Below are 24,781 nucleotides of genomic sequence, written 5' to 3' on the forward strand. Positions count from 1 at the left end.
CTAGTCTTCTGTTACAAAAAATACTATTTGCTTACATAGCATTCGAGCGGTTGTCCACCGCCCGCTGCAAATCCAGCATCCGCTTTGCCCTTTCAAACCCAACGGTCATCGCGGCAGTTGCTGATATAGGATGGCTATCAACAGGGGGCCGTGGAGCGTCTGGGCTACAGGCGCGCCATCCACATTGCGGTCGCCCCATGCCATTGTCGGGATTCGAAAGCAGCCCACCTTCGGGTGGCATCCGTCCACAGGAGTATTGCGCATGAAAACCTTCTGCCAGCTCAAACCCCATTGCGATGCGGGCGTCCACGCAGCCCTGCATCCGCCCCCCAACACTGACTCACCTCGTTCGTGAAACCTGCCACCGTGCCACCATGGCATGCAGCCTGGCCACCTTGAAAATACCCTGAGGGAGAGACACCATGGACAAGATGAAAATCGCCACCCGGCTCACGGTCGCTTTTGCCGCGATGGTGCTGTTGCTGATTGCACTGGGCGCCATCAGCCTCTTGCGGTCTGCACACCAAAGTGAAGAGCTGCACGATGTCGTCGACACGCGCATACCAATCACCAAGTCGCTCGGTATTCTGGCGGACGGTGTGAATACCCAGGCGATCCAGTTTCGCAACCTGGTCCTTTTCAATTCAGAGCCCATCGCCAAGTCGGCCATGGACCAGATCGCTGCTGCGCGGGCGGCCACTGCCGAGCAGTACAAGCTGCTGGATACGCTGATCTCCTCGCCCAAGGGCGAGGAAATACTGGCGCGCATGCTCAAGGGCCGGGCCGAGTTCATCAAGTACGGCGATGAATTTCTCGCACTGGCCCAAAAAGGCCAGAAGGATGAGGCGATCAAGCTGCTCGAAGAAAAGCTGCGCCCCGTGCAGCTCGACTACCAGAAGACGCTGCGCGAACAGGTGGACTTCCAGGCCCAACTCACCACCGAAGCCGGCAAGGAGGCCGACGCGGCCGCATCGGCCCTGCAGCGTGACGTGCTGATAGCCGGTGTGGCAGCCATCGCGGTGGCGATCTTCCTGGCGTTCGCGATCATCCGCTCCATCACCCGCCCCCTGGCCCAGGCCGTGCAGGCTGCCGACCGCGTTGCCGCCGGCGACCTCAGCGGCGACATCGTCGTGCAGTCGCAGGACGAGACCGGCCAACTGCTCAGCGCCCTGCAGCGCATGCAGCAAAGCCTGGTGGCCACCGTGACCACGGTGCGCAGCAACTCCGAGAGTGTAGCCTCGGCCAGCGCACAGATTGCCTCGGGCAACAACGACCTGTCGGCGCGCACCGAGCAGCAGGCCTCGGCACTGGAAGAGACGGCCGCCTCGATGGAAGAACTGGGCTCCACCGTGCGCCAGAACGCCGACAACGCGCGCCAGGCCAACCAGCTGGCGCTGAGTGCTTCTACCGTGGCCGTACAGGGCGGCGACGTGGTGGCCGAAGTGGTCGAAACCATGAAAGGCATCAACGCCAGCAGCAGCAAGATCGCCGACATCATCAGCGTCATCGACGGCATTGCCTTCCAGACCAACATCCTGGCCCTGAATGCAGCGGTGGAAGCCGCCCGGGCGGGCGAGCAAGGCCGGGGCTTTGCCGTGGTGGCCAGCGAAGTGCGCAGCCTGGCGGGGCGCAGCGCCGAAGCGGCCAAGGAAATCAAGGGCCTGATCACCGCCAGCGTCGAGCGCGTGGAGCAAGGCACGCAACTGGTGGACAAGGCCGGGGCCACTATGACCGAAGTGGTGGCGGCCATCCGGCGCGTCACGGACATCATGGGCGAGATCAGCGCCGCCAGCAGCGAGCAAAGCGCAGGCGTGGGCCAGGTGGGAGAAGCGGTCACGCAGATGGACCAGGCCACCCAGCAGAACGCAGCGCTGGTAGAAGAAATGGCCGCAGCAGCGAGCAGCCTGAACAGCCAGGCGGGCGAACTGGTGAACGCGGTGGCGGTGTTCCGGCTGGCGGGCGACGGCAGCGGTGCTGGCAACTACCGCGCACCGGCACCGGCGCCAACGGCGCGCAAGCCAGCGCCGGCCCCGCGCGCGGCAGTCACGTCCACGTCGGCGGTCAAAGCCCCGGTGGCCAGCCGACTGGCGGCGCCCAAGGGACCCATGGCGCCCAAGGCCGCACCGGCGGTAAGCCCTGCGCCAGCGCCCAAGGCGCCGGCCAAGGCGGCCGCAGGTGGGGATGATGAGTGGGAGAGCTTTTAGAAGCGGCCCGTGAAAAGCCAGAGGCGCCAATGACAGCAGGCCGCCGCGCCCTGCGTGGCGAGGGCTTTGGGCAACCTGCGAGCCCCCACAGCCAAAAGCCCTGCCCTCGGCAGCATGCCTTCATTCAACGCGGGTACCCGCAGGTCGTTCGCCCGGTCGGCTCACGTTGGTGAAGCCCCTCACCCGCTTGCCTGCGGACAGCCAGCGGCCATTGGCGGCTATTAGCGCCCTTCTCGTGGCACCGTGCGCCCGTTGCATCGCAGACCAGGACCACATGCTTGCCTGCGGCGATGCATGATTCGATCCCTGAGCGGCTGGCCGGACCATCTTGCGACTGCATCCTCAGGAATGGACCATGCTGTCCATCAAAGGTTTGCCGGACATCAAAGTGCACTTCAACACGAAGCAGCGACGCCGTCACAGCGAAGCCTTCAAGTTCCAAGTCCTTGCAGCGTGTGCCGAGCCCTTAGCGGGGAGTTGCGGCAGTGGCTTTGGTGTTCAGATTGAACGACAACCTGGTGTTCTGTCCCGCAAATAGGTGCCAAAAATAAAACCGATGGATTTCGCGCCAGGGCAAGGCGCAAACCGCAGCGATAGCCGTAGCTATCGCGAGGATTTGCAACGCTGCCCTGGCGTGAAAGACGCGGTTTTATTGGCTTTTATTTGCGGGACAGGACACTAGTGTTCTGTTCCGCAAATGGATGCCAAAAATAGATCTGCCCTTGCACCACAGGCACAAAAGCATGGCTCTCCTGTGAAAGCGAACTGGCTGGGGCAGCGTGCCGCCGTCATGATGAGCATGTTGCAGTCGGCCAAACTCAACGGCCATGATCCTTGGGCTTACCTCAAGGACGTCCACACAAGACTGCTCACGCAGTTGAACAGCCGCATCGACGTGGCGATCAAGTTGAGGCGGCCATTCGCCTAGGTCGGTATGGCCACAGCGGCGTATGGTGCGCCAAGACCACTTTCCCATGTCAATCGATTCGCGAGCACCCTCCGCGATCGAAGGCGCACACTGCCCGAGACCCGCGCAAGCGCCCGCAAGACCCGCAAGACCCGCAGGAGACGCAGCTTGCGTTTTCTCACAACGCACTGGAGTACCTTGAACCAACTTCGCAACTTGAAAATCGCACCACGATTGGCCCTGGCCTTCGCCATCCTGCTGCTGATCCTCGCGTTGAGTGTGGCGACGGGCGTGTGGCGCCTGCAGCAGCTGGCCAACACCACCCGCACGCTCACGACCACCGACGCCGAGAAGCTGCAGCAGGCGGTGGGCTGGCGCCAGACCATCGACCTGAACTGGATCCGCACCCGCGCATACATCGTCGAAACTGACACCGGTCGGATGCAGAGCTGGCAGGCCGACATGGACAAGAATTCGGCACTCTCCAACGCATTGCGCGCGCGCCTGGTCGAACTGGTGACGTCGGACGAAGGCAAGGCGACGCTCGCGGCCATCGATGCGGCCCGCGAGGCCTACCGTACACCCCGCGCGGCATTGTTCAAACGAAAGGCCGCGGGCGAGGATGTCACGGCCGCACTGGACACACAACTCCGACCTCTGGCCGACGCTTATAGCGAAGCGATCCTAGTCTTGGAACGGCGCCAGCAGGAACTCTACGACAAGGCACTTGTCAAGGCGGAGGCCGATGCCGCCAGCGGCCAGAAGATGCAGATTGCGGGAGGCATCGTCGCCCTGCTGCTGGGCGCGGCGTTCGCGTGGCTACTGTCGCGCTCCATCGTCGTGCCGCTCCAGCAGGCATCGGCGAGCGCGCGAAGCATCGCTGATGGCGACCTATCGGAAGACATTCCGGTAGTGGGCCGCGACGAAGCCACCGAGCTCCTCTCCGCGCTGAAGCACATGCAGGGCAATCTTGGCCAGGTGGTCTACGGCGTGCGGGCCAATGCAGAAGCCGTGGCAACCGCAAGCGCCGAGATTGCGCAGGGCAACAACGAGCTTTCAGCACGCACTGAACATCAGGCCTCGGCGCTGGAAGAAACCGCAGCGTCAATGGAGGAACTGAGCTCCACGGTAAAGCAAAACGCCGACAACGCACAGCAAGCCAATCAGCTGGCGCAAAGCGCCACAGCCGTCGCGGTGCAGGGTGGCGACGTAGTCTCACGTGTCGTAGACACCATGAAGGGTATCAACGAGAGCTCAAAGAAGATCGCCGACATCATCAGCGTGATCGACAGCATCGCCTTCCAGACCAACATACTGGCACTCAACGCCGCGGTGGAAGCAGCTCGCGCAGGTGAACAGGGTCGCGGTTTTGCGGTGGTTGCCAGTGAGGTGCGCAGCCTGGCCGGTCGCAGCGCCGAAGCAGCCAGGGAAATCAAGACGCTTATCGGCACCAGTGTGGCACGGGTGGACGAAGGCAACGCGTTGGTGGGTCAGGCCGGTACGACCATGCAGGAGGTGGTGGCGTCCATCCGTCGCGTGACCCACATCATGGGAGAGATCAGCGCTGCCAGCCGCGAACAGAGCGCAGGTGTCGCTCAAGTGGGAGAGGCCGTGACCCAGATGGACCAGGCGACCCAGCAGAATGCAGCGCTGGTCGAGCAAAGCGCCGCAGCCGCGTCCAGCCTGCAGGCTCAGTCTGACCAGCTCGTACAGGCGGTGGCGGTGTTCACGCTGGCGCCCCACATGCAGGCGTACTCCGCCCTTCGTCCAGCGGCTGCCGCAGCGCCGACACCTTTCTCCGCCAGTGCGCTTGCACACCGCGCGCATGCGGCCGGCACCCAGCCCCCACCACGCCTGTCTCGGTCGCCGTCCTAGAGCATTCGGTTGGCAATGTCAGCTTGACTGCGCCTTCATTGTTCGTAGCGGTCACTCGGCGCAAAAAATGCACTCCACGCGCAGTGCTTGCGGGGGACCCTCCCCTGTCAGGGCGATGGTTGAAGGATACGGTGGGTGGTGGCCCGCGCCGCCGCAAAAGGCGCTGGGCGATGACCGCCTGCTGCAGTGGTACACCGACGCCACCCCCGGCATCACACCCGCAAACGACCACCAGGACGTGCATGGCCGCCTGCTCGGCGTGCAGGGAACGCCGCTGGGTGGGGCCTTCCCGGTCCACGCCGACGGTGCCCTGGGTCTGCAGACCGCCCAGGCAGTGCAGGTGCAGGCCGGCGGCTGCTTCACCGCCTTCTGGGACACCACCAGCGTCAGCGGTAACACTGCCGGTGAGATCAAGGGCCAGATATTCAACGCCAATGGCAGCCTGCAGGCGGCCAAGGAGCAGTTTCTCGCCGGCAACCCCGTGTACGAAGCGGGCGGCACGGTGGAAGTGCGCGAGCTGCCGCGCAGTTGAGACGGCGCCATTCACCATGGGCTGCAAGGAATTCATAGCCTCGCTGGGCGGCCCAGAGGGCAACAAGGCATTATGGCGCCATCGCCGGTGCCGTCATGCCACGCCCACCGGCAGCTGGGCTTGCGCGAGCAGTTCGCGGATGCGCTGCAGCGTAGAGAGCAGTGAGCTGCGGTAGTAGCCCTTGTCGCCGTCCATCCATGCCTGCTCCGCCTGCTCTTCGGGGCCGCCGGGCTGCTTGCCGCGCAGGCCGAGGTAGCAGTAAAAGCGCAGCTGCAACTGCGCGTGTTCGTCCTCGAACAGCTGGTTGACGATGGCGCCTTCGCGCGGGCCGTGCCAGCGGCCGCAGGCTATGCCGCGTGGGCCCGCAGCCAGGCGAGCATGTCGGCAGTCACATCGTCGCGATTCGTCTCATTGAGGATTTCGTGGCGCGCTGCCGGGTACAACTTGACGGTCACATCCGCCATGCCTGCGTCACGGTAGCGCTGCCCCAGTAGCTGAATCAGTGCACCGCCACCGGCCAGCGGATCGGCGTCGCCAGAGGCAATCAGGATGGGCAGGTCACTGCGGATGCCCGCCAGCAGCGCAGGGTCCGCCAGCCGGGCCGCGGGGGCGAACAGCGACGGGATCACATCGCCTGGTACCTCCCACCCGCACCATGGGTCGGCCACATAGGCATCGACCTCCGCCTCGTCCCGTGAAAGCCATTCGTACCCCGTACGGTGCTCAAAGCCTGCATTGAATGCCGCAAGCCCCGCCGGCGCATCGGCAGGCGCATTGGCCATTGCAGCGGCCAGCGCCTCGAGTGCGGTGGAGCCGGAGAGAATGACACCGGCCCATGTCGATGCGTGATCCAGGATTGCCGCTTGCGCTGCAAACGAACCCATCGAATGTGCAAACAGAAACACCGGAAGGTTGCCATGGTGCGCACGCAGTGCCGACCCATACTGGGCCACATCGGCAATCAGCCCGCTGAAACCAGCACTGCCGAAATCTCCCAGCCGATCACCGGCGGTGCGCCCGTGCCCACGGTGATCGACCGCGTGCACCACAAACCCAGCAGCATTGAGCTGCCTTGCAAAGCGGTCGTAGCGTTCACCATGCTCGGCAAGCCCGTGGGCAATCTGCACCGCTGCGACGGGTCGGCCAGCGATGTTGGCCCAGGTGTAGGTCGCGACCTTGGTGCCGTCTGCGTTGGAGAGAAATGAAGAGGTCGAAGTGCTCATCCTTTCATTCTGACACGCCGGTGTTTTGGCGTGCAAGGCGGGCGTGGACGAAAAATTCTCAGCTGCGCGAGGGGTGGGGAGGGATGGGATATCGCGCTTGAATTCGCACCCAAGCGGCCGGCTCTTTTTGCCTTGCTGTCCCAGCATGTCCGCACGCAGCCAGCCCTGGTCGCGGGCGCGTACGCATTGATGCAGTCACGCATTCAGCGGCTGGTGGACTCAAGACTCGGGAAGTTCGCCCACAAAGGCGTCGAAGGCTGACTAGGGCGTGTCATCAATCATTTCACCCCCGCGAAAGCCTGCAGCGCGGTGCAGTGCAAGGCGCCCTGAGTGCCGTGTAGCACGGCTACACAAGCGAAGGGCAACGCCGCAATGTGCCGCGCTGCAGGCTTTCCCTGCGGGCTGGCCCCGGCATGCGGCGTCTGCTTTGTCGCTCGGCTTGCCAATAGCCCGCTATTGGCCGCGCCGCGCTTCGCGCATCCATCCGCATGCCGGGGCCAGCGCGGGGGTGAAATGAATGATGACACGCCCTAAGCCCTTCACAATCAAGATTTGCCCCCGCTTGTTCGAAATGCCTACCTTTCACCATGGATAAATTCTTGCTGCAGCAGCAGGTGCTGGAACGGCTCGCCCAAGACCTGCTGCAAGCCGAACAGGCAATGCGGGCGGCCCATGAAACGGCGACCCACGAAGAGAACATTGCCGAAAACAAATACGACACACTGGGACTCGAAGCCGCCTACCTGGCCACCGGCCAGGCCCGGCGCGCCGAAGCCATCCGCCAGGCGATGGCCCATTGGCGCCAATGGCGCCCGCGCCCCTACGACGCCAGCCAAGGCATACAGCTCGGCGCGCTCGTCTGCCTGGTCGATTCCGACGACAAGCACCAACAGCTCTTTCTCGGCCCGGATGGGGGCAGCATGAAGCTGCTCAGCGGCGCTCAGCCCGTTCAGGTCATCAGCTGCGAAGCCCCTTTGGGCAGGGCCTTGCTGGGCAAATGCGAGGGTGATGAGGTGTCGATACAGGTGGCGCCCATCCGACAGCAGTTCGAGGTGCTGCGGGTTGACTGAGAGCGGATAACAAAACTCAGCGAAGCGGTTCTGGCCAGGCGCTGCGTCGTGGGCAGTACGAGTAGTACGACAAGACGCGACAACGACGCCAGAAGAGTCTTGATAGCCGCTCTGAGCCGCAAGCAACTTAACGCCGAACTGGCCGAGGTCAGCAGTCGTTCAGGCGCCATGCACGCACCGGCTGGCTGGCAAGGTCCGCAGCACTTTGAAACAGGCCACTGGGTCCGGGATATCACTGGCTGCAATCGCTACAAAGCAGCCTGCGAAAAGGCTGCTTTGCGCCCATTGCAGCCGGTCGCTGGAGCGAATAGCGGACGTTCAATTCAGGAAGTATGTGCGGCCGATGTTGAGAATCTTTAATGCCGTCTGCAGGCCCCAGCGTGGAGATGGAGTGCTGGCAGTGACATCGCCTTCAACGATTTTTAGCTGCAATGCGAGTACCCCATAGGGACGAACGCTACGCCATTTGCCGTTTGCGGAGGAGTCTTGGCGACAAACCCAAGGCGTTCATACACCGGAACCGCGAACAATGATGAGTTGACGGAAAAGTTGAGGTTTCCCGATAGAGCCTTTGCATGCTCCCAAAGTGCGCGAGAAAGACCTTGCCCTTGGGCATCCACTCTGACAAAGAGATGATAAAGATGTGAGCCGTCCCGCAGCGCAATAACGCCGCAAACGCCGACGGAGTCTTCCGCGACGTAATGGTTGAATTTGGATGAACCGATCCGCTCTGTAAAGGAAGCTGGAGTGAGTCCAGCCAAGAACGGCTTAACTTCAGGGGATGATGGATCTGCAAGGAAAAAATGAGCTAAGCCAGCAACTAAGCGGCTTATTGCTTCCGCATCAGATGCTGTTGCTTGGCGAATTACGAAATTCATTGATGAAAGCTCACGGAAAGCGTTCGTCTTACGCCTGGCTCAAAAGCCAACGAAGGCCAAGACGTTACACAGATGGTGGATTGATCCGCTCGCCCTGCAGCCTGCGATTTATGGGGATGCTAGGCGTAGAGCCTCGCAGGGGTGGGCAATTATGGGAACAACGACAGGGGGGTACATCCCTCGGCCCACGAACGGCGGCTCATGGCCGATGGCAGCCATCGTATCAGCGGCAGCCAGGGGCCCAAAGCGGCGCCCGTATTGCGGCACCGGTACCACTAGGTGTGGGGCAGCTCCCGGATCTCCACCGTGCCGCCAGCCTCGTACACTGGATTGCCTGCTAAAAACTGTTTTGCGCTTTCGAGGCTGGCTGCACGCACTCGGATGAAGCCGCCGAGATCATTGCCGGTCGGTTGACCCGATTGATTTTTTCTGAAGCGCTCTCCACGCCCTATCGAGCTACCCCCATCGAATTGGCCGGTGCTGCGGAGCTTTGCAATGTACTGCGCCCAGCATTTCGAGTCGTCGGCGGCTTCCGTGTCGGGAGCGTCCTGATGCATCAAAAATATGTATTCGTTCACTCGTGATCCTCTTCGTCCGTGTCAAGCATGCTCGATACTCGGCCGCTGCGGTAGATGACTGCTCCAGGCCGGCTGTAGTCGTTCAACGGCCTAGTCGAAAACGACCATCGGATTCATCTGCCTAGGGGTGAACCAGATCATATGGTGCTGGTCAAGCAGGATCAATCTCCAGCACGTGAAAGAGGGCAGCCAGGGCAAGGTCTTCCAACTCTCCGCTGATCCCGTCCAGAAATTGCCACGCGTGATCTTCTTCATCGTGGGAAACAAACAGGATCGGGCGGCTCTGGTCCAGAACACTTTTTGAAAATACCGTCGCGCAGTTGCGCTGTTGGTCAAACGGCCATTGCATAGCGTGGTCGGTGCTTTCCATGGAGCACTGTGCGAGCGCTCAGTACAGGCTGTAGTTGTAGTCGTAGCTGCGGAGCCAGAGCCTGGGCTTGCGCGGCTCCTCGAAGTGCAGTTGCAGCAGGTTGCTGCGCGGGTTGGCGGTGTCCACGACCAGTTCGCCGTCGTTTTGGGGCGAGTCGAAATGCGACAGCGCGAAGCGCTGCACCACGTGCGTGAACGCGGCTTCTGCGGTCTTGGGCCGGTAGTCGTCGTCCAGCAGCAGCCTGGGCTTGTGCAGGCTGTCCTGGTGCAGCCAGTACCACACGCCCTGGTTGGGGGTGGCGGGCTGGGCGCCAGGGTTGCCGGCATCGCCCCAGGTGTTGCTCGGCTCGCCGCGCCTGACACCCGCAGGGTCCCAGGCCATGGCACCCAGGCCGTCGCCCACTTCGACAAACACGGCCAGGCTCCGGTCGTAGCGCGCACGCACTGAGGGCGTCAGTATCTGGCCCAGCCCATCCTCGCCCTTTTCCTTGTAGTCCCACTCGCCCAGCAGCAGCCGGGTCACGGTGGACATCTGGGCGACCGGCAGAAAGTAGGAGTCGCCGAAATTGACATCCCACTGCTCCAGCACTTTCAGCATGTCGGGCAGTGGCACGCCCATGCGCTTTTCCAGCTCTTGCAGCGCTGCCTTGGCGGGCTTGCTGCCTGGCGAAGTTTTGGCGGGCCCGCTGCCAACGCCCTCCGTCGCCGCCACGCGGTCGATCCAGCTCTTGCGCTGGTCGTACAGAGGGGCCGACAAAGGCGCCATGTCACGCACGGTCCAGGCCCTGTCGAACGGCGAGGTCTTGCCAGCCAGGGTGGCCTTGCCACGCAGCCGCAGCTGCTTCATGCCTGCATGCAAGGCAAACACCATTGCTGGGGGCTTCTTGAGGCCCGGCAACGCCGATTGGTGGTCCAGCCGGGCCACCACCTTGCCGTCCAACAGTACGTCCGCCACCACGGCATCGCCCACCTCCATCCAGGGGTGTATGCCAGCTCTCGCGCCCTTGGCGAGGGCCGGGTTTGCAGGCCTGCCCGCAGCAGCGGGTGCCGCCGGCACACCCTGCGCATGCGCCCATGGTGCGAACGGCAAGGCGCTCAGCGCCGCCAGGAGTGTGCGCCTATGGGCCATGGGTCCTTCGGTCTCAATGCATACGACAGTCATGGGTGGGCAAAGCCGTATAAGTTATCCATTGCGCTGCGCGCCACCCGCGACGCATGAAACTGGCGCGGCCAAGGCCAGTGCCCCCGCGCAAGGGCCGCCCCGCCGCGCTGGGGGCGTCCCCCTCCCGACTCGCGCAGCGAGACGAGAGAGGGGGAAGGCGCGAAGCGACTCAGGGGGTGTTTCACTTCAGGCGATGCTGGCATCGGGAGTGCCATCGCCCCGTGCGAAGTACGCATTGGCGGCGGGGCGCAGCAGGAAAAACACGATGATCGCGAAGACGACCGCGCCGGCAACCATCACGCCCATCGAGGGCGAGCTGTAGAACCCGATTGCCAGGCCGATGCCGCCCCAGCCGATGTACAACGCCCGCCCCCATGCCAGCCCCTTGAGCCAGGCCACGGTGCACACGAGCTGGATGGCAATCCCCACGTAGCCAATCGCGTACTGCACAGCCACCGGCAGCGGGCTCTGCGCCATCATGCTCTGTGCCAGCGCATTGCCGTGGGACATGTAGAAGCTTATCAGGTTGATGGCGCTGGTGACAATCAGCACCCAAGAGATCACGGTGATGGAGGTGGGGCGGTTTGATTTCATGGTTGCTTCCTTGTGGTGGTTGCCGTGGTGCCCCTGCGCGGCGCAAGGCATGCGGCCAACCAGAGAGGACGGGCTGCATGCATGCATGCAGCCTTCATACGGATTTATCAAAGCGATCGGATTGTGCGGGGCATCAACAGCCCGAAAGGGTTCGCGGGGCGTGGGCCATGGCGATGCGGCGCCCATGCGTGATCAACTGCACAGATGCCGCCTCTTTTTGTGCCAGCGCACCTGGATGCTGGATGAATGGCAAAGATCGCGGGCCCTGCATTTCTCGCATGGATAGCATGAAGATCGACGGCAGTCAGGATGGTTGACCCCTTCAACAGGCGCGGGCTCGCGACGCGGCCGCTTGGACTGATGGGTTAAATGCGCTGAAAATTCAGGCGCCCTCCCAATTCCCACCACCTGTCTTCATGAAAATGTAGATAGACAGCGCCGTTCCGATGGGAAATCCGAGAAAAACGAGAACAGCAAAAGTCTGCGACAGCACTTTTCCCCAGGCCTTCCCTTGCCTTGCACCTGATGCCGCAAAAAAATGGAACGCCGCCAATGGAGTAGCGACCGCGAGCACGAACAGCGTCAGCTGCACAGTGTCTTCCTGGGGCGAAAAAAAGCCCAGGCCACCTATGAGCCCCCCGCCAATCGCATACCCCAAGAACAACAGATGGTGAAGCTTAGAAAGTGATTTATTCATATACCTGTCCATTCACACAATCACCCTTCTTGGCAGGGCATGCTTGCATACTGGCCCGAAGAGATCGCCAACGCCGCATCCCGTCTGCCGTTAACTCTCGGGACAGTTCTCATAGAAGCCACTCGTGATCTTTGCATCGTGCCGGGCTTGAAGTTCCACATTGAATTGAATGACCTTTGCGTGGGGGGTCGAGCGGCACATGGAAATGTGGACGTTCTTGGGCTTGAGGCGAACGACCTCGTCCACAACCGGCGTGGCCAAGGCCGATTTAACCGCCCCGATGCTGTATCCAGAGGGCAGGATTTGAACGTTTGAAGTCCCAGATGCGCCCCCGCAACCTGCAAGCATCAGAACCGAAAGAAACAGTGTTGGTTGAAGCATGGCCAGGGTGAATGCAAAAAAATGCAGCCGCCGTTGCAGACCCGAAGCGGAGTCATGGGGGTCAATCTTTCAGCAAAAGATAAAAAGAAATGAAAACACCTGAACAACAAAAACGGAGCAAACCGTTGAACAGCGGCGCTGCCCGGCCCCCAGGTGCCTGAACGAAAGCGCCGTTGCGCCATGACAAACACCGGGTTGCCCCGTCAAAACATCGCAGCATGCGCGGTGAGGGGCTGCATGTCCATCCCCCATTCTTCGCAGGGCGCCACGCGCTCGACGGGTACACACCCGAGCGCACGGTGGGCCCGATGGCCGGCGATGCACAATGGCCGGCATATGCAATCGTCGCTGCCGGCCCCCGGGCTGGCGGCCACAACACCAGGAGGTCAGGCTTGAAACCCATGCACTATTTTTCCCTTGCAGGTGTGCTCGTCCCGCTCGTCCTCTACGTGGCCGGGCATGCAGAGGCTGCCGGTGTCGTCATCGTGCTGGCCCTCGTGATCGAGGTGCTTGTCTCTGCCATCACTGGCAAAAAGGGCAACGCTACCGAGCGCTGAGTGTGGGCGCCGGGTACACCACGGCCGTTGAAAATGCAGCCCCCCCAAGGAGCCAATTTGGACAGTTCGATTTTGGAGCGTTTGCTGGCCCCCTCGTTGCTGGGGGAGCACATGGCCCGGCACCAGGAGCCCAGCGGTGCATCGCTGCTCAGCGCCGTGCCCAGCGCCATCGGTGCATCAGGCTACCTTTCCGATCTGACCGGCGTGACGCTGGCATGGAGCCACCCCACAGGCGCCCCGGCGCGGGCCGTGTTGAAGGTGTCACACCCCGGGTTTGGACAACCGGAACTGCCGTTCTACGAGACCATCGCCAGGCACCTGAACAGCCCGGTCATCCCCCGGTTCTACGCCGGGGGCGTGGACGAACCCACGGGCCGCACCTGGCTGCTGATGGAAGACCTGTCGGAGTCGCACCAGCAGCCCAGCGCTGAGCCCTTACCGCCCACGTTCGAACGCTGCACCCTCATCGTTGAAGCGCTGGCGCGGCTCCATGCCATCGGCTGGACCGGTGGCGATCAGGGCACCGTGCCCGGCATGGGCCCCACGCTCTGGAGCCGGCTTGAGGCATCGGAATGGCTGCCAGGCGCCTGCGAGCGCCTGTTTGCGCAGGCCGGCGATGCGCTGGACGAGCGCACGCGGGGCATCTACGCGCAGTTCCTGCCCGGGCTCCCGGCGCTCATCGAGCAGGCCAACCAATTCCAGCACAGGACCCTGGTCCATGGCGATGCCCACGTCTGGAACTGGATGGTTCCACGCGACAGCGCAGCCGGGGTCGCCAAGCTCATCGACTGGGATGGCTGGCATGTGGGCACCGGTGTCTGGGACCTGGCCTACATGATGGCCCTGCAGTGGGATCGCGCCGTGCGCCAGCGCTTTGAAATGCCACTGCTCGACCGCTACCACGCAGTGCTCACCGCCCACGGTGTGGCGGGCTATTCGCGTGAGGCGTTTCAGCAGGACTACCGGCTTGCGGTGTTGCTGCACCTGCGCACACCGATGGCGAGGTTCGCGCGGGGCATGTCCGCCTTCGTCTGGTGGCCCCAGCTCACCCGGGTGGCGCATGCGGTGGAGGATTTGGGCTGCCTGGATTTGCTGGAGTGACCCATGGCACCGAACGAAAGCCCGGCTACTGCGGTGCCAGCCAGGAACCAACCCGTTGCAAGTGGCCCTGAAAAAGCGCTGCATAGTCGCGGGGTGCTGCCGCGACGACGCTGTGCCGCGCTGCGAGACTCTGGCGCCAGAGCCCGACCTTGGCCAGCCCGTCGAAAAGCGCTGCATTGCCTTCAGCGGGCAGTCCCTCGAAATAGCGAAAGAGCGGCGCGAACACGGCATCGACCATGCTGAACTGGCTTGCGCCGAAGTACGGGCCGGCGCCGAGTGCGTCTTCAAGCCGCTCGAGCTTGTCCCTGAAAACCACGGCTTTCATGCTGGCTGCGGTGGAATCCCTGGCGTTCAAATAGCCCCAGGCATCGGCCAGGGTCGCCGACCCGAACTCGATCCAGGCGCGGTGTTGCGCGCGTACCAGGGGGTCGCTCGGATGCAGTGGTGCGCCGCGCTGTGTCTCGTCCAGATATTCGCAGATGGCCATGCTTTCGAACAGCACCTGGTGCGTACCATCGCCGCCATGGATCTGGAGCAAGGGCACCTTGCTGGTCGGCGACATCGCCAGGAACCAGGCAGGCTTTGCCGAAAGGTCCACGTTGATCCTGTCAAAGGGGATGCCTTTTTCCAGCAGCACGATAGCGGCGCGCTGTACATACGGGCACAGGGGGTGGCTGATGAGGCTGAGTGCAGAGGTCGACATGGAGGCTTCAATAAATTGGAGGGTTCGGGGGACAGTTGGCGTGGAATCAAGCGGGGCATACTTCTCGATGAAGCCTTCCTTGGTTTCCACTGTGCGACTTTTAGCCGCTACGACGTAACCTATCGCTGATCTTTCGATAATTTCTTTGCAAAGTTGACGTCGAAGTAATCACGCCAAGCGACGATGCAATCGCCCTCCACCTCAAAGATGCCCATCACCTTCACTGCGGCGATCGCGCTCCCATCTGCGCTTACGAAGCGGTCCAGTCGCTCTGTCAGCACGCGATTGCCGTCCGCAGCGATAGCAAGCATGTGGAAATGGACTGCCGCGATGTCCAGCGATCTGCCGGGCCGCTCCAGGAAGGCTATCGCCTCTTCAATGCCCGTAGTAGTCGATACGCCTTCATTGACCCAGACGGTTCTGGGAGTGAACCATCGCCGAACTGCTGCTTTGCCGTTGTCCGAAGGGAAAGCAGCGCTGAAGGCTGTGACGGTTTCGATGGGTGTTGGCATTTTTCTTTCCTTTGTCTTGCTGGACGTATCGCACACCTGAGACCAGGCACCCGTGGAGAGCACCATGGCGGCGATTGCTACAAGCGCAAACTTCATGTGGAAATCTCTCGGTCATCTCGAACTGAAATTCGATGCTTGGGCTTGGGTCTACAGCAACTGCCCGCCTGACACATCGAACGATGTGCCACTGGCCCATGCCATGTCGGCGGACAGAATGGCGGCTACCGCTCGCCCGACGTCATCGGGCTGGCCCACACGCCCCAGTGCGATGCCTTGGGCCACATAGGCGTTGACACCCTCGTTGTCGCGCACCGCGCCACCCATGAAGTCGGTCGCGATGGCTCCGGGGGCGATTGTGTTCACCCGGATTCGGCGCGCGCCAAGCTCGACGGCCATGTAGCGGGTCAACACTTCCACGGCAGCCTTTACCGCCGCGTAAACGCTGTAGCCTGGCAGCGTGAAACGCACAAAGCCCGAAGAGACATTCAGGATGCTGCCGCCGTCTTCTAGGAGGGGCAGCAATCGTTGCGTCAGAAAAAGCGGTGCGCGCAGATGGGCATCGACCAGAGCGTCGAACTGCGCTTCGGTCGTGTCGGTGAACGGGGCATGCAAGCCGATGCCGGCGTTGTTGACGAGGTAGTCGAAGCGCGCGCGCCCAAAGCGCTCCTGCAGCGCAGCGCCCACGGCTTCGCTGAACGGGGCAAAAGACGCGGTGTCGGCCACATCCAGCCGACACATCACCGCCTTGCCTCCCCGCTCTTCAATCTCGCGTTGCAGCACCTCGGCTTCGTTCTGGCCCGTGCGGTAGGTTCCGATGATGCCGACACCCCGCTCGGCCAGGTGCAGGGCCATGTTGCGGCCAAGTCCGCGGCTTGCACCGGTAATCAGCGCGATCTTTGCTGTCATATCTGAACTCACTTCATTTCTGTGATTGAAATGGCGGAAATCGCCAAGAGCTCACAATTTATGGCGAAGCGCTTTTCATGGCTTGCCTGATACGCTTGTTCTCTTGCACGATCGACTCACCCCCTAGTGTTCTGTCCCGTAAATAGATGCCAAAAATAAATCCGATGGATTTCGCGCCAGGGCAAGGCGCAAACCGCAGCGATAGCCAGTGCTATCGCGAGGATTTGCAACGCTGCCCTGGCGTGAAAGACGCGGTTTTATTGGCATTTATTTACGGGACAGGACACTAGATACCCCCGAGCCCCCCATGGACACCCACCTTTCGACCCCGCTGGAAACGGTGCTGCACGGCATCCAGCCGGGTACCTTGAAGTCGGGCATTCCCCGCATCGAGTTGCACGTCGACCAAGGGCAGGACAATGAGAATGCGTGCCAGTACCGCGCCATGGCGTGTTTCATCCTGCAAGGAAGCAAGCGCGTCTCCTTCGGTGACAAGGTGCTGCACTACGAGGCGGGCCACTATCTGGTCAGCGCACTGGATCTGCCGCTCATGGGACAGGTCTACAGGGATGATGCGCGCCAACGGCCCTATGTCGCGCTCACGCTGGTGCTGGACCCGGTGGTGCTCAATGAGCTGATCCTGTCCATGCCTGCTTCGCGCGGCGGCGAAGGCAGCGAGTTGGGGTTGTCGACCGCGCCCATGGGGCGGGAGCTTGAAGATGTCCTGGCCCGTGCCTTGGTGCTGATGCAGCGGCCTCAGGACATTCCCATTCTGGCCCCCCTGGTTGAACGAGAGTTGCTCTATCGCTTGTTGAACGGCCCCCATGGAACGCTGTTGCGCCAGGTTGCGAGTGCCAAGGGGCCGCTGCCGAAGGTACGAAAGGCCATCGGCTGGATTGGTCAGAACTTCAACCAGCCCATCAGGATCGATGATGTCGGCGCAGCATGCGGGATGAGCCGGGCGAGTCTGAATCGGAGCTTTCGGGAGATCACAGGCCTCAGCCCGCTGCAGTACCAGAAGCACCTTCGCCTGCTGGAGGCGCGCCGCCTGCTGTTGGGCGGCGAGCACAACGTATCCGGTGCGGCGTTCGCTGTGGGCTACGAGAGCTCGTCGCAGTTCAGCCGCGACTATCTGAGGCACTTCGACGCCAGCCCCAGCCAGGACTTGCGACGCAGCATGCATGCCAACGCCGGGACTCCGGAAAGGCGAGAGACACCTCCCGGGCCCGGGCTCTGATTTGCCACCAGCCTGTTGGCTGCACCACCCAGCCATCGTTGCAGTGTAGAGGGTGGAACCTCTGCCAGCGCCCTGCCCTCACGCCTCTACAGCAAGCCGCGCAGGCGCCAATCCATCACTCACCGAACCACCGGCGCATCCGGCAACTCGTTGGCGTGAGCCATACCGGCGCCCAGCCTGGGGAAATGCACCGCCTGCCTGGCCGACACCGCATCCACCGCCTGCGCCAGGCCTTCTTCGTAGCGGCCTTCGCGCAGGTGCACCGCCAGTTGGGACACCAGCGCCTCCCATTCGCCCGGCGCCACGCAGCAGGCCAGGCCGCGGTCGGCGACGATCTCGATGGCGTGCTCGGGCACCAGCAGGTAGATCAGCACGCCGTTGTTGTGCTCGGTGTCCCACACGCGCAGCTTGCTGAACAGCATGGGGGCACGTTCGCGGGCCGTGGCGTGGCGGTGCAGGTAGCTCCAGGGCAGCGCGCCTTCTGCGCAGATGCGGATCTGCCCCGTGTGCAGCTGAATGAAGCAGAAGTAGCAGCTGGCCTTGCAAGCACACCGATGTACCGATACGCGCAACACGTAGGGAATCAGCTCTTCGTCGCACGCCAAGTGCCTCGCAACTCTTGCGGCGAACTGGTGGCACCGAAGCAGCGCCGACAGTTGACTCAATCGTGGCGCAGCAGGTCACCGAACACGGTGGCCTCGCCTTCCTTGCGGTCGGCCCCGGGCGCGTCATACAGCACAAGCCAGCTCGGCTTTCGCCCTGCCAGCCCCGGCGGCAGGTCGCAGATCGCCTCGGCGCGATTGGTACCGTGCCCGTGCGGCAGCGAGACCGATTCGGTCAGACCCGCCTCGAAGCGTGCCGGCTCCCGGTTGGCGGCCAGCAATGGGCGCGCTGCAGGCCACTTGAAGACGCGGATGTCGCCGTTCAGCACCATCGTCGGGCCAGCCAGTATGTAGAGGTCGTCGCCGGAAAAATGCAGGTCTCGCACCCCCAGACCGTCAAGCTGAAGGAAGTGTTTGCGCAGCAGGATGCCGGTGGCGTCCAGCGGCACAAGGCGCAGCTGGTCCCCGCGCGCCTCGACTTCGATCTCGATCAGCGCCGACCAGCCGCGCAGCACCGGGCCGCGCAGGCCGAGCAGCAGCCGGCGCCCGTCCACCGCCAGGCCTTCGATGTCCAAACCGTTGTCCTTGCCCGGGATCGCCATGTAGGGGCCGAAATGGGGGTCGTCGGCCAGCGCGCGGGTCAGCAGGTTGCTTTGCGCATCGCCCTTGAGCCGCAGGGCCCGCCGGCCGTCCTGCGCCTCTCGAACCAGGCAGGGCTCGCCGTTGGCGTCAGGCTCGATGGGCAGACATGCCAGCAGGCGGCGGTTGCCATCGAGCGCCACTTTCGCCAGGCGCTTGGCGTTGTCGGCGTGGTCCCGGTCAGGCTTGGTGTTCTTGCGCTTCAAGCCATGCGAGCCCACGACCCACAGAAAGCCATCGGCCACCGCCATGCCTTCCAGGTCGGCCTCCTCGCCGGCCGCGCCGGGCAAGTCCAGCAGGTCGTCCAGCTTGAAGTCGCGCACCTCGCCAAAGCGCAAGACTTCCTGGCCCACGGGATCGAGCCTGCGCAGCCGGTCCAGGCCGCAGGCTTCATCGCCAGCCACCCAGAGCCAGTCGCCGGTAAACGCCGCACCCGACAGATTGCTTTGAACAAGGGAGTCGGGCGCAAATTCCAGGCGAACAGCGTTCGCGCTTCGGGTGTTGGGCATGGTGGGTTCTCCGTGAAAGGCGTTGTTGCAAAGGCCACAGCCTGCAGCGCCAGCATACAGCGGCCATCCAACCTCGAAGTGAGCGGCCGAAGTTGTCCTTGGATCGCAGGCTTGCCTGCGGTGGCCCACAGGGCCTTCAAGAGCTGCGAGCCCGGCGGCTGGGGTTCAGTGCGGCCTAGTCAGAACCGCTTCGCTGAACGTTGTTGGCAGCTCTTGATCGCAGCAATATCCCGTACCTGCGCGGGTAGAGAGTCCCGGCCAGCGCCCTACCCTCCCGCCGCTGCATTGAGCCGCGCAGGCCCATCCAATCACTCACTCACCGAACAGCCGGCGCATCAGGCAACTCGTTGGCGTAAGCGGTGCCGGCGCCCCGCCTGGGGAAATGCGCCGCCTGCCTGGCCGACACCGCATCCACCGCCTGCGCCAGGCCTTCTTCGTAGCGGCCTTCACGCAGGTGCACAGCCAGCTGGGACACCAGCGCCTGCCACTCGCCTGGCGCCACGCAGCGGGCCAGGCCACGGTCGGCGACGATCTCGATGGCGTGCTCGGGCACCAGCAGGTAGATCAGCACGCCGTTGTTGTGCTCGGTGTCCCACACGCGCAGCTTGTTGAGAATTCAGGTTACCTGCCGCACAGCCTGCAGGCAGATTGAGACGCTGCTGTTACTGCAGCACCGGTCCTTCAAGAAACCCTTGATTGGGTAACCTGGCTGGCGGATGTTTGGCCTGACGCGTTTTCCGAACTCGACGGCTCGAATCCTGTCTCCGTGCGGCCAAGCGAACTCCCCTCTGGGGGGGAGCCAGTTTCTTTTCCACATCCACTTTCGATCAAGCAGCCGATAGGCTCGGGGCGGTGCAGAAGATAGCCCTGCGCATAATCCACCCCGATCACTTGCAGGCGATCGAGCACCTCCGTGTTTTCAACGAATTCCGCCACCGTCTTGATGCCCATCAGCCGGGCTACATCGGCGAAACAGCGGACTGCGGCGTCGTCCAGCGGGTCTTTAACCAGGTTGCGGATGTACTGTCCGTCGATCTTGAGGTAGTCCACCGGCAAGGCCTTGAGATAGCCGAACGACGAAGCGCCTGCCCCAAAGTCATCGAGCGAAACCTTCACTCCTGCCATTCGAACCCGGCCGATGAAAACCGCCGCGTCGGCAAGGTTGGTAACCGCAGCTGTTTCAGTGATTTCGAGGCAAAGCCTGCAACAAACGGACTGCCCAATCTCGGCGAATAGCTGGTATGCCCATGCATGGAAGGCCCGATCCCCCATCGACTGCCCAGAAAGATTGACGCTCAAACTCTCGATAATGTCGGGCGAGGGCAGGTTTCGAAGCCAATCGACTGATCGGCTCAGTACCCATCGGTCAACTCTCGAGACCAAGTGAAAGCGCTCGGCCGCTGGCAGAAATGATCCCGGCTGCACCAGCGTCCCATCCGCATTGCGCATGCGCAACAGGACCTCCGCATGAATGCCCTGAGCCTGCCCCTTCAGGCATTCGATGCGTTGCGCAAACAACTCGAAGCCATCGCTATCGAGCGCGTTCTCGATTCGCGATGTCCACTGGATTTCATGGCTTCTGGCGCGCATGGCCGCGTCGGTGTCGAACCAGGCATGGACCCGGTTTCGCCCCGCTTCCTTGGCCGCATAGCACGAGGTGTCTGCTGCCTGCTGGATGGCCGAGGTACTTGCCCAGCGCTTGTCCACTGGAACGAGGCCAATGCTGGTGCCGATGCGGAAACGCCGGTCCTCGTGGATGAAGCGGAAATCATCCATGCGATCGCAAATCTTCTGGGCAACGCGACTGGCCTGATCCATCGTGCAGTGTTCCAGGATGATCGCGAATTCATCGCCCCCGAGGCGAGCGAGGGTGTCGCGGGTGCGCACGGCATCGGCCAGAAGCTTGCTGACCTGCTGCAGCAACTGATCGCCGATCGCATGGCCACAGGCATCGTTGACCAGCTTGAATTGGTCGAGATCGATGTACATCAGGGCATGATGGCTGTCGTTCTCCTGCGCGTGGCGCAATGTGCGCAGCATGCGAGTCTCAAACTCCCCCCGATTGACCAAGCCAGTCAGCGCATCGTGGGTGGCACGATAGGTCATCTCCCCGCTCAAGCGCCGCTGCTCACTGACGTCATGGAACACCAGGACGACGCCGAGCATCTCACCCTGTGCATTCAATATGGGGGCTGCAGAGTCCTGAATGCCGTACTCGGTGTTGTCCCTCGAGATCAAGAGCGTCTGCTGAGCCAGCCCGACAATTCGACGTTCTGCCATGCAGGCGGCCACCGGGTCAGGTGTGGGCTCGCGGGTTTCTTCATTGACGATGTGAAAGACTTGCACAAGCGGTCGCCCCAGCGCTTCGGAAGACAGCCAACCAGTCATCCGCTCGGCCACCGGGTTGAGCCAGCTGATCAAGCCATATGCGTCGGTCGTGATCACGGCGTCACCGATGGACTTCAACGTAACCCGCATCAATTCGTGCTGATCCGCCAGCTCCCTGCTCAGGCTGCGCAAGGCTTCGTCGCGCCGCTTGCGCTCGGTGATGTCGATGTGGATGCCGTAGACCCATTCCGGCCGCCCGTCGGCCGTGCGGGTGATGAGCCGCCCGCGGTCTTCGAGCCAGACCCAATGGCCATCGCGATGGCGCAGGCGCACTTCCGCGACATAAGCATCGGAGCGCCCGGCAAAGTGCTCGCGCAGCAGCACCCGCGTCTGGGGTAGCTCATCGGGGTGGGCGATGTCGGCCCGGAACTGGTTCGTCACGGCACCCAGCTCTTCGAGAGACCAGCCGAGAATTGCTGCCCAGCGCGAGTTGACGATGACCTCACCGGTCTGAACATTCCACTCCCAGGTGCCAGCGTTCGTGCCTTCGATCAGATTGCGCTGGCGCTCGTGCTCTCTTGCAAGTTCGCGCTCGGCACGCCGACGCAGCGTCACGTCCTGGACGACTGCGAGACTGCGAACCGGTTGACCGGCTGAATCGCGCTCAAGGATGGCAGACAGCAGTACATCGACAATGTCGCCACTGCTCGTCACCATTTGATACGGCACCTCGTCACAGCGGCCTGTCGCAAAGAATCTGGGAAGAACATCTTTGACCGCGCGCATGCGCGATTCTTCAGTCATGAAGTATGACGATGGCCGCCCGATCACTTCGTCCCGTCGGTAGCCAAGGCAGGCCAGCCATGCATTGCTGACATGCAGCAGTCGGCCTTGGGCGTCGATGGAATGGAGCATGGCTGGCGTGGTCTCGTACATGGACTGCAGGCGGCCCTGCGCCACTTCCAACGCCAACTGCTGCTCTTGGCGCTGCGTGATGTCCTGGATGGTCCCTCGCAAGCCAATGATCTTCCCCGACACGCTGCGAACGGCCTCACCACGGGCCTCTACCCAGCCGTGTCGACCGTCAGGGCGCCGGTAAAGAAGTTCCAGCGCGTAAGACTCGCCCGTCTTCAGGGTCAGCGCCAGCTGCTCGGTGAGTCTGGTGTAGTCCTGTTCTGCAAAGATACTGGCGTGCGCTGCAAAGCTCGGCGCAGTCGATTTGGGGTCGAAGCCAAAGATCGAATACATCTGCGCAGACCACTCAACCCGGTCGACGTCAACCCGCCAGCTCCAACTGCCGGTCTGCCCGAGTCTCTGGGCCTCTTCAAGTGCGACCTGCGCCGACTTGAGCGCGGTGACGTCGCTGACCATCACGAAAAAGCCGCGAACCTCGCCCTTGACCAGGTCGGGCACGTAGTGAGCCAAGGTATGGCCAATGCTGCCGTCTGCCTTGGTCAATTCCCGTTCGAACACCTGTTCCTGGCCCGCCAGCGCACCGCGGATGTAGCCCTCGTTCAACGCGAATACGGTGCCACCCAGCAGTTCTTGCAAAGACACGCCGATGAGGTCGTCTGGTCGCCGGCCAAACCATTCCTCGTAGGCCTTGTTGGCGAAGCGACAGCGCAGATCCTTGTCCCAATAGTCTACCAGCCCAGGAATCGCGTCTGTGATCCCCTTGACGAAACGCTGGCTCTCGATAAGTGCCCGGTTGGCGGCTTCCGCCAGATTGCGCTGCTCGACGAGCTCAGCCTCGAAGCGGTGTCGATCACGGGCGGCAAACAGGGTCCAGTAATAGGCCCGCTGGCGCAGATGCTCACCCAAGCGGCAGTTCAACAGCACGGGCACGCGCGTGTTGTCAGCGCCGATCACCTGAAGGTGAATCTCCTGAATGCGGGTATCGCGTATCAAGGTCGGCCACACGTGGGTCTGCAGGAAGATGCGGCTGGCGGGCGGCATCAGGTCCTCGATCGAGCTGCCAATGCGGCTTTCACGCGAGCCACCCACCAAGCCCAGGAGTTCTGAGTTGACGTCCAGTACACGCCCCACCCCATCCGTGATCAAAACGGCGCAGGGCAGCTCGTCCAACAGGGTCATGGCAAAGATGCCACGTCAGGCCGCAGAGGTGGTTGACGCCATGTAGTCGCGCATCGCCTCAATCACAAGCGCAGGGTTGCTCATGTGCGCGCAATGGCCCTCCACGTCAAGGATCTGCAGAGTGCTGGCTGGCATATGCGCGTGAAGATACTCCCCCACGCCCAAGGGGGCCAGGTTGTCTTTGCGGTGTTGCAAGAGCAGCGATGGGCGTGAAACTTTGGGCAAGTCGGCTCGGTTGTCCGCGAAGAACGTGGCGCGCGCGAACACGCGTGCTACCGCAGGGTCCGTCGAACAGAAGCTGTCGTTCAAGGTGCTCGCCACTTCGCCGTCGCCTGAGGCGCCGGCGACGACAGGTGCAAGGTACTGGGCCCAGCCCATGTAATTCTGCTCCATGAGGGTCAGCAAACCCTCCAGATCTTCACGCTCGAAGCCTCCGGCATAGCCCGCGGGATCGTTCAAAAAGCAAGGCGATGGGCCCAGCAGGATGAGCCTGTCGAACAACGCCGCCCGTTCGATCGATGCCAATATGCCAATGCTGCAACTGACCGAATGACCGACGAAGGTCACGCCTTCATGCAGCCCCAGGGCGTCGCAGACTTCGACAACATCTTGTGCGTAACCTTTCAGGTCAGCGTATCGCTGCGGGTCGAAGGCGGCGCGATCCGAATTGCCGCTGCCCACGTAATCGAAAACCACCTGGCGATGCGTGGCTGCGAAGGCAGGGGTCACGTGGTTCCACATGTCCTGGTTACAGCCGAATCCATGCGCATAAAGCAGAACTGGCCCGGTCTCGCCAAGAACCTTGACGTTGTTTCGCTTCAGAACATTCATGAAAACTTCCTGCTCAATAGAGCTTGCCACGCACACGGCAATCAGTCAGTGGCTTCGCGCACCATTCACAGAAAGATAGCGCGATTGCTTCGGTCGGTTGGCGTGCATTGTGCCAAAGTCCGCAGTGAATAACTGCCCTTCCGTGCAATATGTGAGCCGGCAAGAAAGTTATGGAGCGCATTGCCTCTTCGATTTCGAGGTACTCCTGCAGGGTGAAAGACTGTCAGTATCGTGGGTGCGTCCTGCGCTGGCAGTCGTATGTGGTCTGGTCGTGCTCCCGGCAATCCGCTGC

24 protein-coding genes and 1 pseudogene are annotated in these 24,781 nt (G+C 62.4%); 9 read left to right on the plus strand and 16 right to left on the minus strand.

The window, feature by feature from the left end; genetic code table 11:
• Positions 1-422: 422 nt before the first annotated feature.
• The 5 genes and pseudogenes from QYL93_RS28590 (at position 423) to QYL93_RS28610 (ending at position 5,518) form a co-directional block, all read left to right on the plus strand.
• Positions 423-2,204 (plus strand): methyl-accepting chemotaxis protein, encoded by a 1,782-nt coding sequence (locus QYL93_RS28590; protein ID WP_305746852.1) that lies wholly within the window; start codon positions 423-425, stop codon positions 2,202-2,204.
• 355 nt (positions 2,205-2,559) lie between these two features.
• Positions 2,560-2,742 carry a hypothetical protein gene (locus tag QYL93_RS28595; protein WP_305746853.1) on the plus strand — a complete coding sequence of 61 codons (183 nt, stop codon included), beginning with the start codon at positions 2,560-2,562 and terminating at the stop codon, positions 2,740-2,742.
• A gap of 234 nt (positions 2,743-2,976) precedes the next feature.
• A pseudogene (locus QYL93_RS28600) lies at positions 2,977-3,132 on the plus strand (transposase domain-containing protein); the annotation flags it as partial.
• Positions 3,133-3,309: 177 nt separating this feature from the next.
• Complete coding sequence (locus tag QYL93_RS28605; protein WP_305746854.1) at positions 3,310-4,986, plus strand: methyl-accepting chemotaxis protein; 1,677 nt, start codon at positions 3,310-3,312, stop codon at positions 4,984-4,986.
• Positions 4,987-5,101: 115 nt separating this feature from the next.
• Entirely contained in the window at positions 5,102-5,518 is a 417-nt protein-coding gene (locus QYL93_RS28610) for a hypothetical protein (protein ID WP_305746855.1), read from the plus strand.
• 93 nt (positions 5,519-5,611) lie between these two features.
• On the opposite strand, the gene QYL93_RS28615 is transcribed toward QYL93_RS28610, so the two are convergent.
• Together QYL93_RS28615 and QYL93_RS28620 are read right to left on the minus strand one after the other, a co-directional pair.
• Positions 5,612-5,794, minus strand: coding sequence for a hypothetical protein (locus QYL93_RS28615; RefSeq protein WP_305746856.1), 183 nt, complete (start codon positions 5,792-5,794; stop codon positions 5,612-5,614).
• A 71-nt stretch (positions 5,795-5,865) separates the two neighbouring features.
• Positions 5,866-6,741 carry an alpha/beta fold hydrolase gene (locus QYL93_RS28620; protein ID WP_305746857.1) on the minus strand — a complete coding sequence of 292 codons (876 nt, stop codon included), beginning with the start codon at positions 6,739-6,741 and terminating at the stop codon, positions 5,866-5,868.
• Between the two features lie 587 nt (positions 6,742-7,328).
• Between QYL93_RS28620 and QYL93_RS28625 the strand changes: the two genes are divergently transcribed.
• The gene (locus QYL93_RS28625; RefSeq protein WP_305746858.1) at positions 7,329-7,811 is read left to right on the plus strand and encodes a GreA/GreB family elongation factor; all 483 of its coding nucleotides are present in this window, start codon (positions 7,329-7,331) and stop codon (positions 7,809-7,811) included.
• 422 nt (positions 7,812-8,233) lie between these two features.
• Here the strand turns inward: QYL93_RS28625 and QYL93_RS28630 are convergent, their stop codons facing one another.
• From QYL93_RS28630 to QYL93_RS28655, 6 genes are all read right to left on the minus strand, one after another.
• On the minus strand, positions 8,234-8,689 hold the full coding sequence (locus QYL93_RS28630) for a GNAT family N-acetyltransferase (protein WP_305746859.1): 456 nt from the start codon (positions 8,687-8,689) through the stop codon (positions 8,234-8,236).
• 275 nt (positions 8,690-8,964) lie between these two features.
• Positions 8,965-9,267: a YciI family protein gene (locus QYL93_RS28635; protein WP_305746860.1), complete on the minus strand. Its 303-nt coding sequence runs from the start codon at positions 9,265-9,267 to the stop codon at positions 8,965-8,967.
• Between the two features lie 151 nt (positions 9,268-9,418).
• Positions 9,419-9,637, minus strand: coding sequence for a hypothetical protein (locus QYL93_RS28640; protein ID WP_305746861.1), 219 nt, complete (start codon positions 9,635-9,637; stop codon positions 9,419-9,421).
• Positions 9,638-9,655: 18 nt separating this feature from the next.
• Positions 9,656-10,765 carry a hypothetical protein gene (locus QYL93_RS28645; protein ID WP_305746862.1) on the minus strand — a complete coding sequence of 370 codons (1,110 nt, stop codon included), beginning with the start codon at positions 10,763-10,765 and terminating at the stop codon, positions 9,656-9,658.
• A gap of 219 nt (positions 10,766-10,984) precedes the next feature.
• The gene (locus tag QYL93_RS28650) at positions 10,985-11,392 is read right to left on the minus strand and encodes a hypothetical protein (protein ID WP_305746863.1); all 408 of its coding nucleotides are present in this window, start codon (positions 11,390-11,392) and stop codon (positions 10,985-10,987) included.
• A gap of 382 nt (positions 11,393-11,774) precedes the next feature.
• A complete protein-coding gene (locus QYL93_RS28655) occupies positions 11,775-12,089 on the minus strand; it encodes a hypothetical protein (RefSeq protein WP_305746864.1) in 315 nt (104 codons plus the stop codon).
• Between the two features lie 773 nt (positions 12,090-12,862).
• Between QYL93_RS28655 and QYL93_RS28660 the strand changes: the two genes are divergently transcribed.
• Both QYL93_RS28660 and QYL93_RS28665 read left to right on the plus strand, forming a co-directional pair.
• Entirely contained in the window at positions 12,863-13,027 is a 165-nt protein-coding gene (locus tag QYL93_RS28660) for a hypothetical protein (RefSeq protein ID WP_305746865.1), read from the plus strand.
• Between the two features lie 57 nt (positions 13,028-13,084).
• Positions 13,085-14,128, plus strand: a complete 1,044-nt coding sequence (locus tag QYL93_RS28665; protein ID WP_305746866.1) for an aminoglycoside phosphotransferase family protein — start codon at positions 13,085-13,087, stop codon at positions 14,126-14,128.
• A gap of 25 nt (positions 14,129-14,153) precedes the next feature.
• Here QYL93_RS28665 and QYL93_RS28670 read toward each other — a convergent pair whose 3' ends face one another.
• The 3 genes from QYL93_RS28670 to QYL93_RS28680 form a co-directional block, all read right to left on the minus strand.
• Entirely contained in the window at positions 14,154-14,831 is a 678-nt protein-coding gene (locus QYL93_RS28670; protein ID WP_305746867.1) for a glutathione S-transferase family protein, read from the minus strand.
• 119 nt (positions 14,832-14,950) lie between these two features.
• Positions 14,951-15,439 carry a limonene-1,2-epoxide hydrolase gene (locus tag QYL93_RS28675; RefSeq protein ID WP_305746868.1) on the minus strand — a complete coding sequence of 163 codons (489 nt, stop codon included), beginning with the start codon at positions 15,437-15,439 and terminating at the stop codon, positions 14,951-14,953.
• A 51-nt stretch (positions 15,440-15,490) separates the two neighbouring features.
• Entirely contained in the window at positions 15,491-16,249 is a 759-nt protein-coding gene (locus QYL93_RS28680; protein ID WP_305746869.1) for an SDR family NAD(P)-dependent oxidoreductase, read from the minus strand.
• Positions 16,250-16,556: 307 nt separating this feature from the next.
• On the opposite strand from QYL93_RS28680, the gene QYL93_RS28685 reads away from it, so the two are divergent.
• Complete coding sequence (locus QYL93_RS28685; protein ID WP_305746870.1) at positions 16,557-17,486, plus strand: AraC family transcriptional regulator; 930 nt, start codon at positions 16,557-16,559, stop codon at positions 17,484-17,486.
• 119 nt (positions 17,487-17,605) lie between these two features.
• Here the strand turns inward: QYL93_RS28685 and QYL93_RS28690 are convergent, their stop codons facing one another.
• The 5 genes from QYL93_RS28690 to QYL93_RS28710 all read right to left on the minus strand — a co-directional run bounded on the left by QYL93_RS28690 (position 17,606) and on the right by QYL93_RS28710 (position 24,489).
• Positions 17,606-18,004, minus strand: coding sequence for a TPM domain-containing protein (locus QYL93_RS28690; protein WP_305746885.1), 399 nt, complete (start codon positions 18,002-18,004; stop codon positions 17,606-17,608).
• A 143-nt stretch (positions 18,005-18,147) separates the two neighbouring features.
• The gene (locus QYL93_RS28695) at positions 18,148-19,236 is read right to left on the minus strand and encodes a DUF3616 domain-containing protein (protein ID WP_305746871.1); all 1,089 of its coding nucleotides are present in this window, start codon (positions 19,234-19,236) and stop codon (positions 18,148-18,150) included.
• A 316-nt stretch (positions 19,237-19,552) separates the two neighbouring features.
• Complete coding sequence (locus QYL93_RS28700; protein WP_370877062.1) at positions 19,553-19,834, minus strand: TPM domain-containing protein; 282 nt, start codon at positions 19,832-19,834, stop codon at positions 19,553-19,555.
• A gap of 83 nt (positions 19,835-19,917) precedes the next feature.
• Complete coding sequence (locus QYL93_RS28705; protein ID WP_305746872.1) at positions 19,918-23,658, minus strand: PAS domain S-box protein; 3,741 nt, start codon at positions 23,656-23,658, stop codon at positions 19,918-19,920.
• Positions 23,659-23,673: 15 nt separating this feature from the next.
• On the minus strand, positions 23,674-24,489 hold the full coding sequence (locus QYL93_RS28710; RefSeq protein ID WP_305746873.1) for an alpha/beta fold hydrolase: 816 nt from the start codon (positions 24,487-24,489) through the stop codon (positions 23,674-23,676).
• Between the last annotated feature and the right edge of the window lie 292 nt (positions 24,490-24,781).

Origin of the sequence: Acidovorax sp. A1169 (assembly GCF_030704685.1) — a bacterium.
In the GTDB taxonomy this organism is placed as follows: Bacteria; Pseudomonadota; Gammaproteobacteria; order Burkholderiales; family Burkholderiaceae_C; genus Acidovorax.

What these genes read in the sequence shown, in the direction of transcription:
- QYL93_RS28705 (WP_305746872.1), bottom strand. Translation starts at nt 23,658, where the DNA reads ATGACCCTGTTGGACGAGCTGCCCTGCGCCGTTTTGATCACGGATGGG.
- QYL93_RS28630 (WP_305746859.1), bottom strand. Translation starts at nt 8,689, where the DNA reads ATGAATTTCGTAATTCGCCAAGCAACAGCATCTGATGCGGAAGCAATA.
- QYL93_RS28650 (WP_305746863.1), bottom strand. Translation starts at nt 11,392, where the DNA reads ATGAAATCAAACCGCCCCACCTCCATCACCGTGATCTCTTGGGTGCTG.
- QYL93_RS28710 (WP_305746873.1), bottom strand. Translation starts at nt 24,489, where the DNA reads ATGAATGTTCTGAAGCGAAACAACGTCAAGGTTCTTGGCGAGACCGGG.
- QYL93_RS28625 (WP_305746858.1), top strand. Translation starts at nt 7,329, where the DNA reads ATGGATAAATTCTTGCTGCAGCAGCAGGTGCTGGAACGGCTCGCCCAA.
- QYL93_RS28675 (WP_305746868.1), bottom strand. Translation starts at nt 15,439, where the DNA reads ATGAAGTTTGCGCTTGTAGCAATCGCCGCCATGGTGCTCTCCACGGGT.
- QYL93_RS28670 (WP_305746867.1), bottom strand. Translation starts at nt 14,831, where the DNA reads ATGTCGACCTCTGCACTCAGCCTCATCAGCCACCCCCTGTGCCCGTAT.
- QYL93_RS28685 (WP_305746870.1), top strand. Translation starts at nt 16,557, where the DNA reads ATGGACACCCACCTTTCGACCCCGCTGGAAACGGTGCTGCACGGCATC.
- QYL93_RS28620 (WP_305746857.1), bottom strand. Translation starts at nt 6,741, where the DNA reads ATGAGCACTTCGACCTCTTCATTTCTCTCCAACGCAGACGGCACCAAG.
- QYL93_RS28645 (WP_305746862.1), bottom strand. Translation starts at nt 10,765, where the DNA reads ATGGCCCATAGGCGCACACTCCTGGCGGCGCTGAGCGCCTTGCCGTTC.
- QYL93_RS28610 (WP_305746855.1), top strand. Translation starts at nt 5,102, where the DNA reads ATGGTTGAAGGATACGGTGGGTGGTGGCCCGCGCCGCCGCAAAAGGCG.
- QYL93_RS28680 (WP_305746869.1), bottom strand. Translation starts at nt 16,249, where the DNA reads ATGACAGCAAAGATCGCGCTGATTACCGGTGCAAGCCGCGGACTTGGC.
- QYL93_RS28655 (WP_305746864.1), bottom strand. Translation starts at nt 12,089, where the DNA reads ATGAATAAATCACTTTCTAAGCTTCACCATCTGTTGTTCTTGGGGTAT.
- QYL93_RS28695 (WP_305746871.1), bottom strand. Translation starts at nt 19,236, where the DNA reads ATGCCCAACACCCGAAGCGCGAACGCTGTTCGCCTGGAATTTGCGCCC.
- QYL93_RS28595 (WP_305746853.1), top strand. Translation starts at nt 2,560, where the DNA reads ATGCTGTCCATCAAAGGTTTGCCGGACATCAAAGTGCACTTCAACACG.
- QYL93_RS28590 (WP_305746852.1), top strand. Translation starts at nt 423, where the DNA reads ATGGACAAGATGAAAATCGCCACCCGGCTCACGGTCGCTTTTGCCGCG.
- QYL93_RS28640 (WP_305746861.1), bottom strand. Translation starts at nt 9,637, where the DNA reads ATGGAAAGCACCGACCACGCTATGCAATGGCCGTTTGACCAACAGCGC.